The organism is Kitasatospora sp. NPDC004240, from assembly GCF_053603215.1.
In genome coordinates this window covers 1-14,251 of record NZ_JBSGFD010000068.1, presented here as the reverse complement: position 1 = coordinate 14,251, position 14,251 = coordinate 1, and the positions used below count along the sequence as shown (strand labels likewise).

Annotated in this window: 13 protein-coding genes and 1 pseudogene; 7 read left to right on the top strand and 7 right to left on the bottom strand. The window is 75.4% G+C overall.

What is annotated here, in order from left to right; genetic code table 11:
• Nucleotides 1-4 precede the first annotated feature (4 nt).
• Together ACWEQL_RS20000 and ACWEQL_RS19995 are read left to right on the top strand one after the other, a co-directional pair.
• Nucleotides 5-901, top strand: a complete 897-nt coding sequence (locus ACWEQL_RS20000) for a hypothetical protein (RefSeq protein ID WP_452151599.1) — start codon at nucleotides 5-7, stop codon at nucleotides 899-901.
• Nucleotides 902-1,358: 457 nt separating this feature from the next.
• Nucleotides 1,359-3,767 carry a penicillin acylase family protein gene (locus ACWEQL_RS19995; protein ID WP_452151598.1) on the top strand — a complete coding sequence of 803 codons (2,409 nt, stop codon included), beginning with the start codon at nucleotides 1,359-1,361 and terminating at the stop codon, nucleotides 3,765-3,767.
• Between the two features lie 11 nt (nucleotides 3,768-3,778).
• Here ACWEQL_RS19995 and ACWEQL_RS19990 read toward each other — a convergent pair whose 3' ends face one another.
• From ACWEQL_RS19990 to ACWEQL_RS19975, 4 genes are all read right to left on the bottom strand, one after another.
• Nucleotides 3,779-4,654: a TIGR04222 domain-containing membrane protein gene (locus ACWEQL_RS19990; RefSeq protein ID WP_452151597.1), complete on the bottom strand. Its 876-nt coding sequence runs from the start codon at nucleotides 4,652-4,654 to the stop codon at nucleotides 3,779-3,781.
• Between the two features lie 166 nt (nucleotides 4,655-4,820).
• Entirely contained in the window at nucleotides 4,821-5,840 is a 1,020-nt protein-coding gene (locus tag ACWEQL_RS19985) for an acetamidase/formamidase family protein (RefSeq protein WP_452151596.1), read from the bottom strand.
• Nucleotides 5,837-7,315, bottom strand: a complete 1,479-nt coding sequence (locus tag ACWEQL_RS19980; RefSeq protein ID WP_452151595.1) for an APC family permease — start codon at nucleotides 7,313-7,315, stop codon at nucleotides 5,837-5,839. Before ACWEQL_RS19980 ends, ACWEQL_RS19985 begins: the two co-directional genes overlap by 4 nt.
• A 178-nt stretch (nucleotides 7,316-7,493) precedes the next feature.
• Entirely contained in the window at nucleotides 7,494-8,606 is a 1,113-nt protein-coding gene (locus ACWEQL_RS19975; protein ID WP_452151594.1) for an ABC transporter substrate-binding protein, read from the bottom strand.
• Nucleotides 8,607-8,663: 57 nt separating this feature from the next.
• On the opposite strand from ACWEQL_RS19975, the gene ACWEQL_RS19970 reads away from it, so the two are divergent.
• A complete protein-coding gene (locus ACWEQL_RS19970; RefSeq protein WP_452151593.1) occupies nucleotides 8,664-9,152 on the top strand; it encodes a MarR family winged helix-turn-helix transcriptional regulator in 489 nt (162 codons plus the stop codon).
• A gap of 49 nt (nucleotides 9,153-9,201) precedes the next feature.
• Here ACWEQL_RS19970 and ACWEQL_RS19965 read toward each other — a convergent pair whose 3' ends face one another.
• Together ACWEQL_RS19965 and ACWEQL_RS19960 are read right to left on the bottom strand one after the other, a co-directional pair.
• The gene (locus ACWEQL_RS19965; protein WP_452151592.1) at nucleotides 9,202-10,173 is read right to left on the bottom strand and encodes an NAD(P)-dependent alcohol dehydrogenase; all 972 of its coding nucleotides are present in this window, start codon (nucleotides 10,171-10,173) and stop codon (nucleotides 9,202-9,204) included.
• A 91-nt stretch (nucleotides 10,174-10,264) separates the two neighbouring features.
• Entirely contained in the window at nucleotides 10,265-10,948 is a 684-nt protein-coding gene (locus tag ACWEQL_RS19960; protein WP_452151591.1) for a hypothetical protein, read from the bottom strand.
• Between the two features lie 222 nt (nucleotides 10,949-11,170).
• Here ACWEQL_RS19960 and ACWEQL_RS19955 point away from each other — a divergent pair, with 222 nt between their 5' ends.
• The 3 genes from ACWEQL_RS19955 (at nucleotide 11,171) to ACWEQL_RS19945 (ending at nucleotide 12,941) form a co-directional block, all read left to right on the top strand.
• Complete coding sequence (locus tag ACWEQL_RS19955) at nucleotides 11,171-11,821, top strand: RNA polymerase sigma factor (RefSeq protein WP_452151620.1); 651 nt, start codon at nucleotides 11,171-11,173, stop codon at nucleotides 11,819-11,821.
• Nucleotides 11,818-12,066, top strand: a complete 249-nt coding sequence (locus ACWEQL_RS19950; protein WP_452151590.1) for a hypothetical protein — start codon at nucleotides 11,818-11,820, stop codon at nucleotides 12,064-12,066. Before ACWEQL_RS19955 ends, ACWEQL_RS19950 begins: the two co-directional genes overlap by 4 nt.
• Nucleotides 12,067-12,185: 119 nt before the next feature.
• The gene (locus tag ACWEQL_RS19945) at nucleotides 12,186-12,941 is read left to right on the top strand and encodes an alpha/beta fold hydrolase (protein ID WP_452151589.1); all 756 of its coding nucleotides are present in this window, start codon (nucleotides 12,186-12,188) and stop codon (nucleotides 12,939-12,941) included.
• Between the two features lie 58 nt (nucleotides 12,942-12,999).
• Here the strand turns inward: ACWEQL_RS19945 and ACWEQL_RS19940 are convergent, their stop codons facing one another.
• A complete protein-coding gene (locus ACWEQL_RS19940) occupies nucleotides 13,000-13,698 on the bottom strand; it encodes a DUF5995 family protein (RefSeq protein WP_452151588.1) in 699 nt (232 codons plus the stop codon).
• A 357-nt stretch (nucleotides 13,699-14,055) separates the two neighbouring features.
• Here ACWEQL_RS19940 and ACWEQL_RS19935 point away from each other — a divergent pair.
• Nucleotides 14,056-14,251 (top strand): annotated as a pseudogene (locus tag ACWEQL_RS19935) (PRC and DUF2382 domain-containing protein); the annotation flags it as partial.

Here is a 14,251-nt window from a genome sequence, read left to right as displayed (position 1 = left end):
CACCATGGGGGAGAGGAAGACCATCACCGTGAAGTACGGCAAGAGCGCCATCGCCGCCGCCTCCGCACTGCTCTGCCTGGGCGCCCTGAGCGCCTGCGGGCCGGAGGAGAACAACCCGGCCGGCCCCGCGGCCGGCGGTGGTTCGGCCGCGGCGGGCGCGACCACCGCGCCCGGCTCCGGCTCCGGCTCCGGTTCCGGCTCCGGTTCCGGCTCCGGTTCCGGCTCCGGTTCCGGCTCCGGTTCCGGCTCCGGCTCCGCGGCCGGCTCACCGGCCGCCTCCGGCAAGGCGACCGGGGCCGCCGGCGCCGTCCCGGCCGCGGCCTGGATCAACCCGCGCGGCATCCCGCTCGACTCCACCTACCACTGGCCCTCGCCGGCCGACACCGCCCGCGCCGTGGCCGTGCCGACCTTCGAGGTCGAGAACCTCTGCAACAAGCGCCTCGCCGGCGACCAGCGCTCCCTGGTGGAGGGCGCCGAGTCCGCCCAGACCGAGGTGAAGGGCGCGAGCAGCAACCCGGGCGACTGGAAGGTCAAGGGGGCCATCGCCCGCCGCGACCCGCGCACCAGCAGCGGCAACGCCCAGACCGCCTACGCGCTGATGCAGGAGCTCAAGAAGCTGCTGGCCGACTGTGGAAAGAGCAACGCCAACGCCAAGGTCCAGATCACCAGCCCCGAGAACGCCGACCACGTCGCCGCGACCATCACCGTCCAGCGCCCGGCCAACGCGGGCGTGCAGACCTCGCACCTGTACCTGTCGAGCCCCAACGGCACCGTCGTCGAGCTGACCCTCTCGGCGGACGCCCCCGACGGCAAGCCGAAGACCGCCTGGACGGGCGTCGACGACGCCGCCGTGGTCAAGGCGATGGAGTCCGCGCTCTGCGCCGCCTACCCCGAGTGCTGACGCACCACCACCCCGGCTGACCACCCCGGCCCCACCCGCCGAGCCGCCGCCCGCCCGTCCACCCCGGACGGACGGGCGGGGACGCTCAGCCGGTGTGGACGCGGTTCTCGCGGCCCTCGGTGGAGTGACCCAAACCGACACTGTCGGTGCGGCCCATCGCCGGGTGATACTCGACTTCTTGCCGGACGCCCGACTCGCCGCCGTCCTCGATGATCAGGACCCGTCGGTCCGTTGGCTCGCCGCCACCGCCCGGCTGCTCCTCCTCGACGGCGGCCGCATCGTCGCGGGCGGTCCCCAGCGGCGACCGGATCGGCGTAGACCCGGGGAAGGAGCGGGTACGTCCCAGGGGCTACGCCGGGCTCCTCCGGTCGGGTGATGCGACCCCGGGTGCGGCCGGGGGAATCTGGTGCGTATGCGACACGACACGAAGCTGACTGAACGTCATCGTGCCTCCGGATTGAGGAGGTTGGCGGCCGTCTGCCTGCTGGCCGTCACCGCGGGGCTGCTGCCGGCCTCGGCGGCGGTGGCCGCGCCGGAGCCGTCCGGGGCCGGCGTCGAGGTGGGTGAGGACCACGACCGCGGGTACACCGCCAAGATCCGGCGCACCGCGTACGGCGTCCCGCACATCCTGGCGCGCGACTTCGGCGGGCTGGGGTACGGCTACGGGTACGCCTTCGCCCAGGACAACCTGTGCCAGCTCGCCGACCACGTGGTGACCCTGCGGGGCGAACGCTCCCGCTGGTTCGGGCCGACGGCCGGCACCACCGACGACCCGCGCACCCCCAACCTGGCCAGTGACGGCTACCACCAGGGCCTGCGCCGGGCCGGTACCGTGCAGCGGCTGCTGGACCGGCCCGCACCGCTCGGCCCCACCGCCGAGGTGCGCCGACTGGTCGAGGGCTACGCCGCCGGCTACAACCGCTATCTGAGCGACACCGGCGTGGCTGGCCTGCCCGATCCGACCTGCCGCGGCAAGGAGTGGGTCGGCCCGATCACCGCCCTCGACCTCTGGACACTGCTCCACGAGCTCAACGGCGCCTCGGGAGCCTCCCAGTTCAAGGGCGCCATCGCCACCGCGACCCCGCCCACCGCTGCGACCCCGCCCGCCGCCCAGGGCGCACCCGCCCAGGGCGCACCCGCCGCCGCGCCCGTGAAGGCGCCCGCCGAGCCGCCGCTCGACCTCGGCAGCAACGGCTGGGCGCTCGGCCGCGAGGCCACCCGTGACGGCACCGGCATGCTGCTCGCCAACCCCCATCTGCGCTGGGTCGGCAGCGACCGCTTCTACCAGGTCCAGCTGACCATCCCCGGCGTCCTGGACGTCTCCGGTGCCAGCATCTACGGCACCCCGCTGGTCGAGATCGGCCACACCAGGGGCCTCGCCTGGACCCACACCACCAGCTACGCCGACCACGCCTCGGTCTACCGGCTCACCCTCGCCCCCGGCGACCCGACGAGCTACCTGGTCGACGGCAGGCCCGAGCCGATGACCCGGCAGAGCGTGCCGGTCACCGTCCGCGGCGCGGACGGCGCCCTCACCACCGTGACCACCACGCTCTACGGCACCCGCTACGGGCCCGTGCTGGCCGACGACTGGACCGCCGAGCACGCCTACGCCCTGCGGGACGCCAACGCCGACAACCTGCGCTCGCTCAACGAGTGGCTGGCGATGGGCCGGGCGCAGAACCTCGACCAGCTGCGCCGGGCCCAGCGCACCTACCAGGGCAACCCGTGGACGTACACGATGGCCACCGACACCGGCGGCACCGCGTACTTCACCGACTCCTCCGCCGTCCCGCGGCTCACCGACGACCAGCTGGGGCGCTGCGTGGTGCCCGGCGGCGAGAAGTTCCACGATGTGCTGGACGGTTCGACGGGCGCCTGCGACTGGGGCCGCGACCCGGACGCGCTGGTCCCCGGCCTGTACGGGCCGGCCGCCCACCCCACGCTCAGCCGCGCCGACTACGTGGCCAACTCCAACAACGGCCCGTACCTGACCAACCCCGAGGCGCCGATGGCCGGACTGCCGACCGTGTACAACCCGGCCCCGCGGATCGGGCCGCGGGCGCAGCTGGGCCTGCGGATGATCGCCGAGCGGCGCGGCGGCGCCGACGGGCTGGGCGCCCCCGGCTTCACCCTGGCCACCCTGCAGGCGAGCATGCTGGGCGACCGCAACGGCACGGCGGAGCTCAGCCGGGACGACACGGTCGCGATGTGCCGCACCCACCCCGAGCCGACCGCCACCGACGGCACCCGGGTGGACGTCCGGGCCGCCTGCGCGGTGCTGGCCGCCTGGGACACCCGGGACGACGCCGGCAGCGGCGGCGCGGTGCTGTGGCAGGCGTTCCACCAGGGGCTGAACCGTGGCGGCCCGACCGCCTGGTGGCGCGTGCCGTACGACCCGGCGGCCCCGCTGACCACCCCGCGCGGCCTGGACGGCGAGAACCCGGCGGCGCAGCGCGCGCTGGCCGACGCCGTACGGCAGTTGACGGCCGCCGGACTGCCGCTGGACGCGCCGATCGGCAGCGTGCAGCGTTGGGCGGGCATCCCGCTGCACGGCTGCTCCGGCCAGCAGGGCTGCTTCAACGTGCTGACCGCCTCGCCGAATTCGGGCGCCGGCGGCGCCACCCACCCGGCCGACCCGGGTGACCGGATCCACGGCTCCAGCTTCATCATGGCCACCGAGCTGACGCCCGCCGGCCCGCGCACCCGCACCATCCTCACGTACGGGCAGTCGGCGAACCCGGATTCGCCGCACTACACCGACCAGACCGCGATGTACGCCCGCAAGCAGTGGGTGACCGAGCGGTTCACCGAGGCCGAGATCGCGGCGGCCCCCGGTCTGAAGGTCACCACCCTGCGCGGCTAGAGGCCGGGGCCCTACAGCCCCCCGCCGCAGCCGGCGCAGCCCCCGCAGCCGAGGCCGCCCGTGCCGATACCGCCGAAGTTGTCGGAGGAACGGCCGGGCGGCTCCTCGTTCTTCGGACGTTCCTCGGCGGCCTTGCGGCGCCGTTCGGCCTCGGCCTTCCGCCGGGCGGCCAGGGCGAGCGCCAGGGCGTGGGACTCCGGCAGGGCGGACAGGCCCTCGACGGCGACGGCGAGCCGGTCGTCGCCGTCGCGGCCGGCCGCCCGGGCCCGGGCGATCGCCCGATGCCCGAGCTCGGTGACCCGGTCGCCCTGCGGCCCGGTGCGGCAGGCGATGGCCAACGCCGGGACGAGCAGCACCAGATGGGCCGTCACCGGGACGAAGGCGCCCGCGCCGTGGGCGAGGGCGAAGGCGGTGGTGGCGGCACCGGCCAGCAGGATCACCACCGGGCTCCACCGGCCCGCGCGGACGGCGTCCGCCGCCGCGATGCGCAGGGTGACGTCCTGGGAGAGGCCGTTCCGGACGAGGTCCTGGCGGAGCCGCTCCCGGGCGGCGTGGCCGTGGACACCGTCGCGCACGGCGTCCAGCTTCAGGGTGCGGGTGCCCTGGAAGGCCTCGATGACGGTGGTCTCGGCCGGGTGCCGGGGTTCGGGGTCGGTGAGGGTGACGGTGCCGGACCGGGAGGCGACCAGGCGTCCCTCGACGTGCATCACGGTGAGGACGGTGTCCCTCAACCGGTCGGTCAGGCAGGCCAGTTCGTACAGCTCCGGGTCGTACCCGGCGGCGGTGGCCCTCCGCTCGGCGCGGTGCAGGTCGTCGAGGGACCGGCGGATCCGGAGCTCCACTGTCAGCAGGCCGACGCCCCAGACGAGCAGCAGGACCGGTAACACCCACACAACGCCCCCCGGCGCCAAGGGACTTCGGATCCCGTCAGTGTGATGACCCGGCCCCGGCGGGCGCAAGACCGCCGCGCGCCGGCGCCGGGCCGGATGGACGCCGGAAGCCGGACGCCGGGCGGGGACCGGGGCGACCGGCCTCCCGCCCGGGGGCACGCGCTCAGCGGTGCCGCAGGTACGCCTCGGCGGTGCGGCGTAGCCGTTCGTGCAGGCCGTCGTAGGCCCGGGCCCGCCCGAGCAGCGACTTGGGGAGCTTGGCCACCATCGTGTAGTTGGTGTCGCACACATTGGCGGCGGGCGCCAGCCCGGCCTGGCTGACGAGCTGGTAGGCGTCCAGTTCGTCCAGGCCGAGCAGGCCGGCCGTCCAGCCCACCAGGTCGTGCTGGCTGATCCGGAAGGCGTCCTCCAGGGGGCGTGCGGAGCCGGTGCTGATCAGGTGGTGGTCGCTCTCCAGCCGGGGCCAGGCGGGCCCGCCGCCCTTGACCAGGTCGACGATCACCACCGTGCGCATGGCGGCCTCGACGGCCGTGCCGCACACCTCGCCCTCGCCCTGCCGGGCGTGGCCGTCGCCGATGGCGAGCAGCCCGCCCTCGACGTTGACCCGGAAGTACGCGGTGGTGCCGGCGCGCATCTCGGGGGTGTCGAGGTTGCCGCCGTGGGCGCCCGGGGTGATCGACATCAGGGTCTCGCCGCCGGCGGGGGCCACTCCGACGGTGCCGTGCATCGGGTCGAGCGGCAGTTCGACGGTGAAGTCGCCGCCGCGGGCGCGGAACCGGCAGGTCCCGGCCTCGACGTCGAGCTCGTACATCCAGACCCGTTCCTCCAACGGGGGGTGCAGCATCGCCGTGCTGTGGGTCGCGGTGAGCGCCCCGAAGTGCGGGAAGGTGCTGGAGTAGCCGCGGTCGCGGGCCGGGACGATCTCGACGAAGTGCACCGCCAGGGTGTCGCCGGGTTCGGCGCCGGACACCGCGATCGGGCCGGTGACGGGGTTGAGGTAGGGGAATTCGCAGACCTGGCTGGGCAGATCGCCGACGCCCCGGACCCGGCCGCCGAAGCAGTCCTCGGTGGTGAGTTCGACGATCGTGCCGGGCCGGACGGTGAGCAGGGGCGCGCGGCCGCCGAAGGTGTAGGCGTAGTCGCCCGGGCCGGGCCGCAGGTGGACGAGGTCGGGCAGGCTCACTGGTGCTCCTCGGTGACGGTCCGGCGGTCCTGGGGCGGGACGGAGGGGCCGGCGGGCGCCGGCGCTTCGTCCTCGGCGGGCGGCAGGGGCTGCTCGCCGACCCCGGCCAGCCGGGGCCGGCGGCCCGTGGCGGTCAGGACGAGCAGGACGACCGCGCCGATCGCCAGCCAGACGAAGCCGAGGCGCTGGGCGGCGACGTCGGCGTTGACCACGACGGCGGCCAGGATCCAGAAGCCGGCGGCGGGCGCGACCAGGTGGCGCCAGTAGTTCCCGCTGCGGCGGCGGACCAGGTGGTGCCAGACCACCGAGACGTGCAGCACCAGGAAGGTGGTGAGCGCCCCGAAGTTGACCAGGGAGCTCAGCAGGGTGATGCCGTCCTCGCGGGCGGCGCTCCACAGGCCGAGCGCCAGCGAGATCCCGGCCACCAGCAGGGTCGCGTTGACCGGCACCTTGCGCACGGGGTGGACGCGGGCCAGGAAGGACGGCAGCTGGCGGTCGCGGGCCATCGCGAACAGCAGCCGGGAGGTGGCCGCCTGGGCGACCAGCGAGTTGGCGAAGCCCCAGGCGATCGCGGTGGCCGCGGCGGCCAGCGAGGCGAGCCAGCCGCCGGCGGCGGTGCGGGCGGCGTCGTAGAAGGCGGTGCCGTCGGGGTCGCCGTCGCGGACCAGCGCGTCCGGGTCGGCGACGAGCAGCGAGGCCACCCAGGTCTGGACGATGAACAGGGTGCCGGCCAGCAGTAGCGCGGCGATCATCGAGCGGCCGATGGCGCGGGTGGAGTCCCGGTTCTCCTCCGCCAGCATGGAGATCCCGTCGAAGCCGAGGAAGCTGAGCACGGCGATGGAGACCGCGCCGAGCACCAGGCTCCAGGAGAAGGCGGCGGAGTCGTAGAGCGGGCTGAGGTCGAAGCCGCGCCCCTTGCCCTGGGCGAGGGCGACCACGCCGACGACGACGAACAGCGCCAGCACGACCAGCTGGCCGATCAGCATGGCCTTGTTGATCCGGGCGGTGGTCTCGATGCCCAGGTAGTTGACCACGGTGTTGAGCAGGACGAAGCCCACCAGCCAGAGCCAGACCGGGACGGCCGGCACCAGCGAGTTCATCGCGACGCCGGCGATCAGGTAGAGCAGGCCGGGCACCAGGATGTAGTCCAGCAGGATCATCCAGCCGGCCAGGAAGCCGACGGGGGCGGCGATGCCGCGTCCGGCGTAGGTGTACACCGAGCCCGCCATCGGGAAGGCGCGGGACATCTCGGCGTACGAGAGGGCGGTGAACATCATCGCCACCATGCCGAGCAGGTACGCCAGGGCGACCATGCCGCCGGAGCCCTGGAAGACGCCGCCGAAGATGCCGAACGGCGCGATCGGCACCATGAACACCAGGCCGTAGACCAGCAGGTCGCGGAAGCCCAGGGAGCGGCGCAGCTCCTGGCGGTAGCCGTAGTTCTCGATGGCGTGGGATGGGGGTCTGTCGGCCATGGCGCTCTCTCTCCGTACCGGCCCGCTGGGGCGTGTGGGGAGACAGTAGGACCAACTATTTCCAAATGGAAGGGTTTCGGCGCGGGAGTCCCCCGGAGGTGTGAACGGCCCGCCGTGACGGGCGGCCGGCGGTACGGCTTCCCGGGGCCGTGCGGCACGGCAGTACGGCACCCCGGCCTCACGGCAGGACGGTGAACCCCAGCCCCTCCGCCCGCGCCAGGTGCACCCGCCCGCCCGGCGGACCGCCCGGCGCACCCGCCCAGGCCCACCGGTCCGCCGCGTCCCCACCGCGCAGCAGCCGATCGGCGGCGAGCGCCAGCCCGTCCACCGCCAGCTCCCGCCGTCGGGCCAGCGCGGCCAGCAGGTGCAACCCCTCGTACAGCCCCTCCGCGTACGCGTCCAGCACCGGCGCCTCCGGCCCGAACAGCGCCCGGTGACGCTCCGCCAGGCCCAGCCGCCGCTCCTCGGCGAGGGTGGTGAACGAGGGCATCGAGGCGTACAGCGTCCCCGTGTCGTCGCCCCCGGAGGCCAGCAGGCCGTTCTCCTCCAGCGCCCCCGACAGTCGCACCAGCCGGCCGTCGAGCCCGGAGCGGCGCAGCGCGCGGTTGAACCGGACCAGGTCCCGGCCGATCAGGCTGAGCAGTACGGCGTCCGCCCGGGCGGCCCGCAGCGCCTCCAGCAGGGGCTCGACCTCCCGGTCGACCAGGCCGAAGGGGATCCGCCGCTCCAGCACCACGCCGGCCGGTGTCCCGGCGAGCAGCGCCGCGGCCGCCCGGTGCACCGCGCGCGGCCAGATGTAGTCGTTGCCGATCAGCGCCCAGCGCCGCAACCCGTGCCGGGCGGTCAGCCGTTCGAGCTGCCCGCGCAGCTGGCGCACCGGGTCGACCCCCGTGCACACCACCCCCGGCAGCCGCGCCCCGCCCTCGTGCGGCGGCGTGTACAGGTACGGGATCCGCCCGCCCGCCACCGCCTCCAGCGCCCGGTGCACATCGCTGGTGTGGCAGCCGGCCACCACGTCCACCGCGCCGGCCCCCGAGAGCAGCGACACCTCCGAGGCCACCGCGTCGGGCGCGGCCCCGCCGTCCACCAGCACCAGCTCCAGCGGCCGGCCGCGCACCCCGCCCACGGTGTTGATCTCGTGCGCGGCCAGCAGCGCCGCGTCCAGCGCCGACGGGCCGGTCAGCCCCAGCACTCCCGACTGGGGCACCACCAGGGCCACCCGCAGCGCCTGCGCCTCCCGGCCGGAGTGCAGCGCGTCGAGCGGATCGAGCAGGCAGGCTTCGACGGTCACCTGAGCGAGTATGGTCGTCCGGTCGGATCTGTGAAGAGGGCGGGAAGGGGTGGCGTGATGGCCGAGGGCGATCCCGGTGGACGGGCCACCGCCGTGCCCGCCGGACCCGCGCCCGCGGCGGGGGCGCCCGGCGGGCAGGAGCCGCTGCTGATCGAGCTGCTCACCGTGGCGCAGCGCCGGCTCGCCCGCGGCCTGGCGGCGGCGCTCGACGAGGAGGGCTGCACCATCGACCAGTGGCGGGTGATGCGCGCGCTCGGCGACGGCGAGGGCCACCCCATGGGCGAACTCGCGACCACCCTGCTCATCCCGCAGGCCAGCCTCAGCCGGGTGGTCGACGCGCTCGCCGACTCCGGCTGGGTCTACCGGCGCCAGTCCGACGAGGACCGCCGCCGCATCACCGCCCACCTCTCCCGCCAGGGCCGGCGCAGGCTCACCCGCCTCGACGCCCTGGCCGCCGCCCACGACGCGGCCGTCCGCGAGGCCTGCGGCGCCACCGACCCCGGCCGCGCCCTGGCCGCCCTCGCCGCCGGACCGGACGCCGGCTGAGCCCAGCCGCCCCGGCCGGTCCGCCCGCCGGCCCGCGCCGCGGGCTGAGTCACGGCAGCAGGACCAGCTTGCCCGTCATACGTCCGCTCCGGCTCAGCCGGTGGGCCTCCTCGGCGGCGGTGAGCGGCAGGGTCCGGGCGACGGCCACCCGCAGGCTCCCGTCGGCCACCGCCGCCACCAGCGGCTCCAGCCGTCGGCCGGTGGGCCGGCCCAGGATGCCCTTGGAGCGGGAGGGGGCCAGGAGCAGTTGCAGCGCGGCGGCCGGGTCGTCGCCCGCCACCATGATGTGGCGGCCCCGCGGTGACAGCAGGGCCCGGCAGCCGGGGCCGGAGTAGCCGCCGACGCAGTCGACCACCAGGTGGAAGGGGGCGTGGGCGCGGGCCTGGGCGAGCGCGTCACCGCGCCCGTAGTCGAGGACCGCGTCGGCGCCGAGCCCGCCGACCAGCTCCGCGTTCCCCGCCGAACAGACGCCCACCACGAACGCCTCCTCCGACTTCGCGATCTGCACCGCGAGCTGACCCACCGCGCCGGAGGCGCCGAGCACCAGCACCCGTCGGTCGGCGGGCCGCTCCCGGCGGATGCGCCCCAGGTCCACCACCGCCATCCGGGCGGTCACCCCGCTCACCGGCAGGGCGGCGGCCACCGTGAGGTCGACCTCGTCCGGGACGCCGCAGAGCTGGTCCTCGCGGACCACCACGGTGTCGGCGTACGAGCCGCGCTGACCCCGGGAGAAGTCGGTCCCGCCCACCACCCGGTCGCCCGGCGAGAAGCCGGTGACCCCCGGCCCGACCGCGTCGACCACCCCGGCGAAGTCCACCCCCACCACCACGGGCGGCCGCGGCCCCAGCAGCCGGGCGGCCAGCCGCAGCGGACCGTGACTGCGCATCTTCCAGTCGACCGGATTCACCCCGGCCGCCCGCACGCCGACGCGTACCTCCCCCCGCCGCGGCTCCGGGGTGGGCAGCTCCACGAGCTCCAACCGCTCGTCGGCCTTCCAGGTGCGCTGCGCCATGGCTCTCATGACGTTGTAGCGTACGGCGGGGCCGCGCATCGCCGGAGGGCCATCGGAGGGTTCGCCCCGAATCGGAGGGCTCCGCCCCGGGCGGGGACGGTCAGGCCGGCCAGTGGGCGTCCAGGAGGGCGCACTCCTCGGGGGTCAGCGGGCGGTGGCCGAGGGCGGTGTCGTCGCGGTCGAGGTCCCAGGTGCCGTGGAGCAGAAGGGCGTCGCGGCCGGGGCCGCGGCGGGCGAGGGCCCAGCGGCCGAGGTCGCCCTCGACCGACCAGGCGTAGTGGCGCAGGTCGCCGTGGACGGTGGTGGAGGTGCGGGCGCGGGCGGGTGGCAGGAGGTCGTCCAGCGGGCCGGCGGTGCGGGCGGGGTGGCGTTCGGCGGCCTCGGCGGCGCGCTCCAGGGCGGTGACCCGGACGTCGAGGAGCGCGGTGCCGGTGGCTGCGGTGCCCGTGCCGGCGGCGTCCAGGAGCTCCAGCGGTTCGCAGGTGGCCAGGGCGAGGTCGGCCAGCGTCTCCGGGTGGTCCTCGGGCCCGTCGAGGGCGGCCGCCGCGGGGGTGAAGAGGGCGTGGAAGGGGCCGTCGGCGTGGAACGGGCCGGTGATCCGTACGGTGTGGACCTCCCCGACGGCGGGCGGCAGTTCGGCGAGCACGGGGTGCGCGCCGGGCGCGTACCAGTCGACGCGCGCCGTCCCGGTGAGGGCCGCCCAGACGGGTGGCGGGGAGGCGGACCACGGGGCCTCGGCGGGGCGGCCGCAGAGCGGGCAGGGGAGGGCGAGCGGGAGGGGCACGGGGACAGTGTCACAGCAGGCGTGCGGCGGCCCGAAAATGGGGTGAATCCTTTTCGTACCTCGCCGACTCCTATCCCCGAACGGATCCCGCGGGGGTCCACGACGGAGGAGAAGACAGCATGATGGTGGCCGTGATCGTGGGAGTGGGCGCGCTGTTGGTGTGCACCTGCGTCGTGATGATCCGCCGGCGCAAGCAGAACGGGGGCAGCGGCCGTGGCTGAGGTGCGGGAGCGGTGGAACTGGCCGGACGAAGGGCTGGTCCGGGCCGCCCGGGACGGTGACCGGGACTCGCTGGTGGCCGTGATCGACGGGTCGCGCCCGCACGTGCGGCGCTTCGCGGGTGCGCTGTGCGCCTCGCCGCAGGACGCCGAGGACGCCGCCCAGGAGGCGCTGATCATCCTCTACCGGAGGATCGGCACCCTGCGCGCCACCGCCGCGCTGGCGTCCTGGATGTTCCGGATCGTCCGCAACGAGTGCCTGCGGCAGCTGCGCACGCTCGCCCACCGCGAGGGGCCGCGGGACGCCGGGGACGACCGGGACGCCGGGGACGGGTACGAGGCGGGGCCCTCCGCCGAGGAGGAGGTGCTGGCCCGGCTGGAGGCCGAACGGATCGCGGCCGCGGTCGGCGACCTGCCTCCGGATCAGCGGGAGGTGCTGGTGCTGCGGGACGTCCAGGGCGTCCCCGGCCCGGCGGTGGCCCGCTCGCTCGGGCTGAGCGAGGCGGCGATGAAGTCCCGCCTGCACCGCGCCCGCACGGCCGTGCGCCGGGCGCTGGCCCAGCCGGCCATGTCACGCCCGTCACGCCCGTCGGGTGCGCAGCGGGTACGGGACGGAGAGGGCACGTCGGACGCGGAAGGGGGCCGGTGGTGGTGAGCGAGCCGTCCGTCGGACGTCATCTGCTGCAAGGGGCCGTGGGGTTCGGCCTCATCGTGGGCGCGCTGGCGCTGACGCCCTTCCTCGGGCCGGTCGCGCTGATCGGGATGCCGGCGGGTCTGCTGGTGCTGCGCGGCTGCCCGATGTGCTGGATCGCCGGGCTGGTCCGGATCGTCTCCCGGGGCCGCCGGGAGACGCACTGCGAGGACGGCACCTGCACCATCAGGCCGGCGGCCGGTCGCTGACGGGGTCGACGCCCCGGCGGCCGGGTCGGCCGGGTCCGACACGCCGATGGCCGGCCGGGTCGGTTGGCCGGGGTCGTGGGCGGGAAGGCACCGGTCATCCCGCCCACGAGGAGTGATGGATGACGATCGGCCACCGATTGATCGGTACCGGACCGCACAAGGTCCTGGTCCTGCACGACTGGTTCGGCAGCAGCGCGAACTGGGGTCCGTTCCTGGAGTACCTGGACCCGGACGCGTTCGGCTACGCCTTCTTCGACTACCGCGGCTACGGCGAACGGATCGGGGAGGAGGGGGAGTTCACCCTCGCCGAGATCGCGGGGGACGCGCTGGCCCTGGCCGACGCGCTGGGCTGGGACACCTTCTCGCTGGTGGGGCACTCGATGGGCGGCAAGGCCGCGCAGCGGATCCTCGCCGAGGTGCCGGGCCGGGTGCGCAGGCTGGCCGGGGTCGCGCCGGTCCCGGCGAGCGCGTACCCGCTGGAGGGCGAGGCGTACGACCTCTTCCACGGCGCGGCCGAGCACCCCGCCAACCGGCGGGCCATCCTGGACCTGGTCACCGGGCACCGCGCGGCCGCCCGCTGGCTGGACCGGATGACCGAGCGGTCGGTGGCCGGGTCCCGTCCCGAGGCCTTCGCCGCCTACCTGGAGGACTGGACCGGGCAGGACTTCGCCGGCAAGGTGGCCGGCAGCACCCTGCCGGTCGGCGTCTTCGTCGGCGAGCACGACCCCGCGCTCTCCGCCGAGGCGATGCGCGGCACCTGGCTGGCCCACTACCCGAACGCCGAGCTGTTCGTGCTGCCCAACTCCGGCCACTACCCGATGTACGAGATCCCGGTGGCCTTCGCGGCCGCGCTGGAGTCGTTCCTGCGCGGGTGAGGCCCGGACCCGCCCCGGCCCGGTACCCGACGACGGGTGCCGGGCCGGGGCCGCGTGCTCAGTCGACCGGCGGGACGACCGGGGTGAGCAGCAGCCGGCCGGCCAGGCCGACGTTCCCGGCGATCGCCGCGGTGGCCGGGTCGAACAGCAGCGGGATGTCCCGGTTGGGCCAGAGCGCGCGGACGGTGGCCCAGGACGCGTCCCGGGCGCGGGCGATGCCGAAGCTGCCGACGATGTGCTTGAGCGTTTCGGCCTCCTGGGGGGCGAGACGGGCGGCCTGCACCTCGAAGGAGGCCCGCACCTCCGCCTCGGCCAGGGCGAGCAGCTCGTTGACCCGCAGGTAGTCGGCGTGCACGGGGGCGGTCTCGGGCGTGGTGCGCCGCTCCCGGCAGGTGGCGATCACCGCGAGTGCCAGGTCGTGGTTGATGTGCGCGTTCATCCCGGCCAGCGCGAACTGGACCGGCCACAGCGTGGGGTTCTGCCGGGCCTCGAACAGAGGACGCCAGGCGGCGTTGACCGAGCGGCCGAGCCGGGCCGCGTCGACGTTGCGGAAGTACAGGTTGGCGAAGATCACGTCCATGCGTTCCATGAACGCCGGGTCCTCGAAGAAGCCCTCGGTGATGTTCCTCGCCACCAGCTCGGTGACCTTGAGGTACATCCGGTTGAACTGGGCGACGCCGTCGCGGGCGTCCAGATCGGTGTCGATCTGCTTCATCCGCTGGATCACGGCGTCGACGGTGGTGGGTTCCTGTGGCATGCGGTCCCTCCGGGGGACGGGGAGGTTGTTGCTGTACGAACGTATCGCGCCCCCGGTGCCCGGGAGGTGTCCTGCGGCCCGCCCGGGTGACGGGTCCTCACCCGATCGGGCCCGCCCGCCGGGGCCTCGTTCGCCGCCCGGGCCCGTCGTCGGGGGTGCCGGACCGCCGGCTCCGCCCGTTCCGCCGCGCCCCGTCGGTGGCGATGACCGGGCCGGGCGGCGCGCCCGTGGTGCGGGCGCCGCGGTGTGGGCGGGGTCACAGGGAGGCGGTGGCGGCGGGAACCGGGGGAGGGGCGATCATGTCTATCGTTCTTGGCGGTTCACGGACACCGTGGGCGGGACAACAGGGAGGGCACGATGAGGTCAGTCGGTCGGAAGGCGGCCGCGGTCGCGGCGACGGGGGCGCTGCTCGGCGCCCTGGCGGCCTGCGGGTCGAGCGGCTCCGGTGACGCCAAGGCGGGCGGCGCCAAGCCGAGCGCCGCCGCCACCGGCCAGACCGCGGGCGCGTCGGCCGGCGCCACCCCGCCGGCGGCCGGCGCGGGCCCCACCCCCG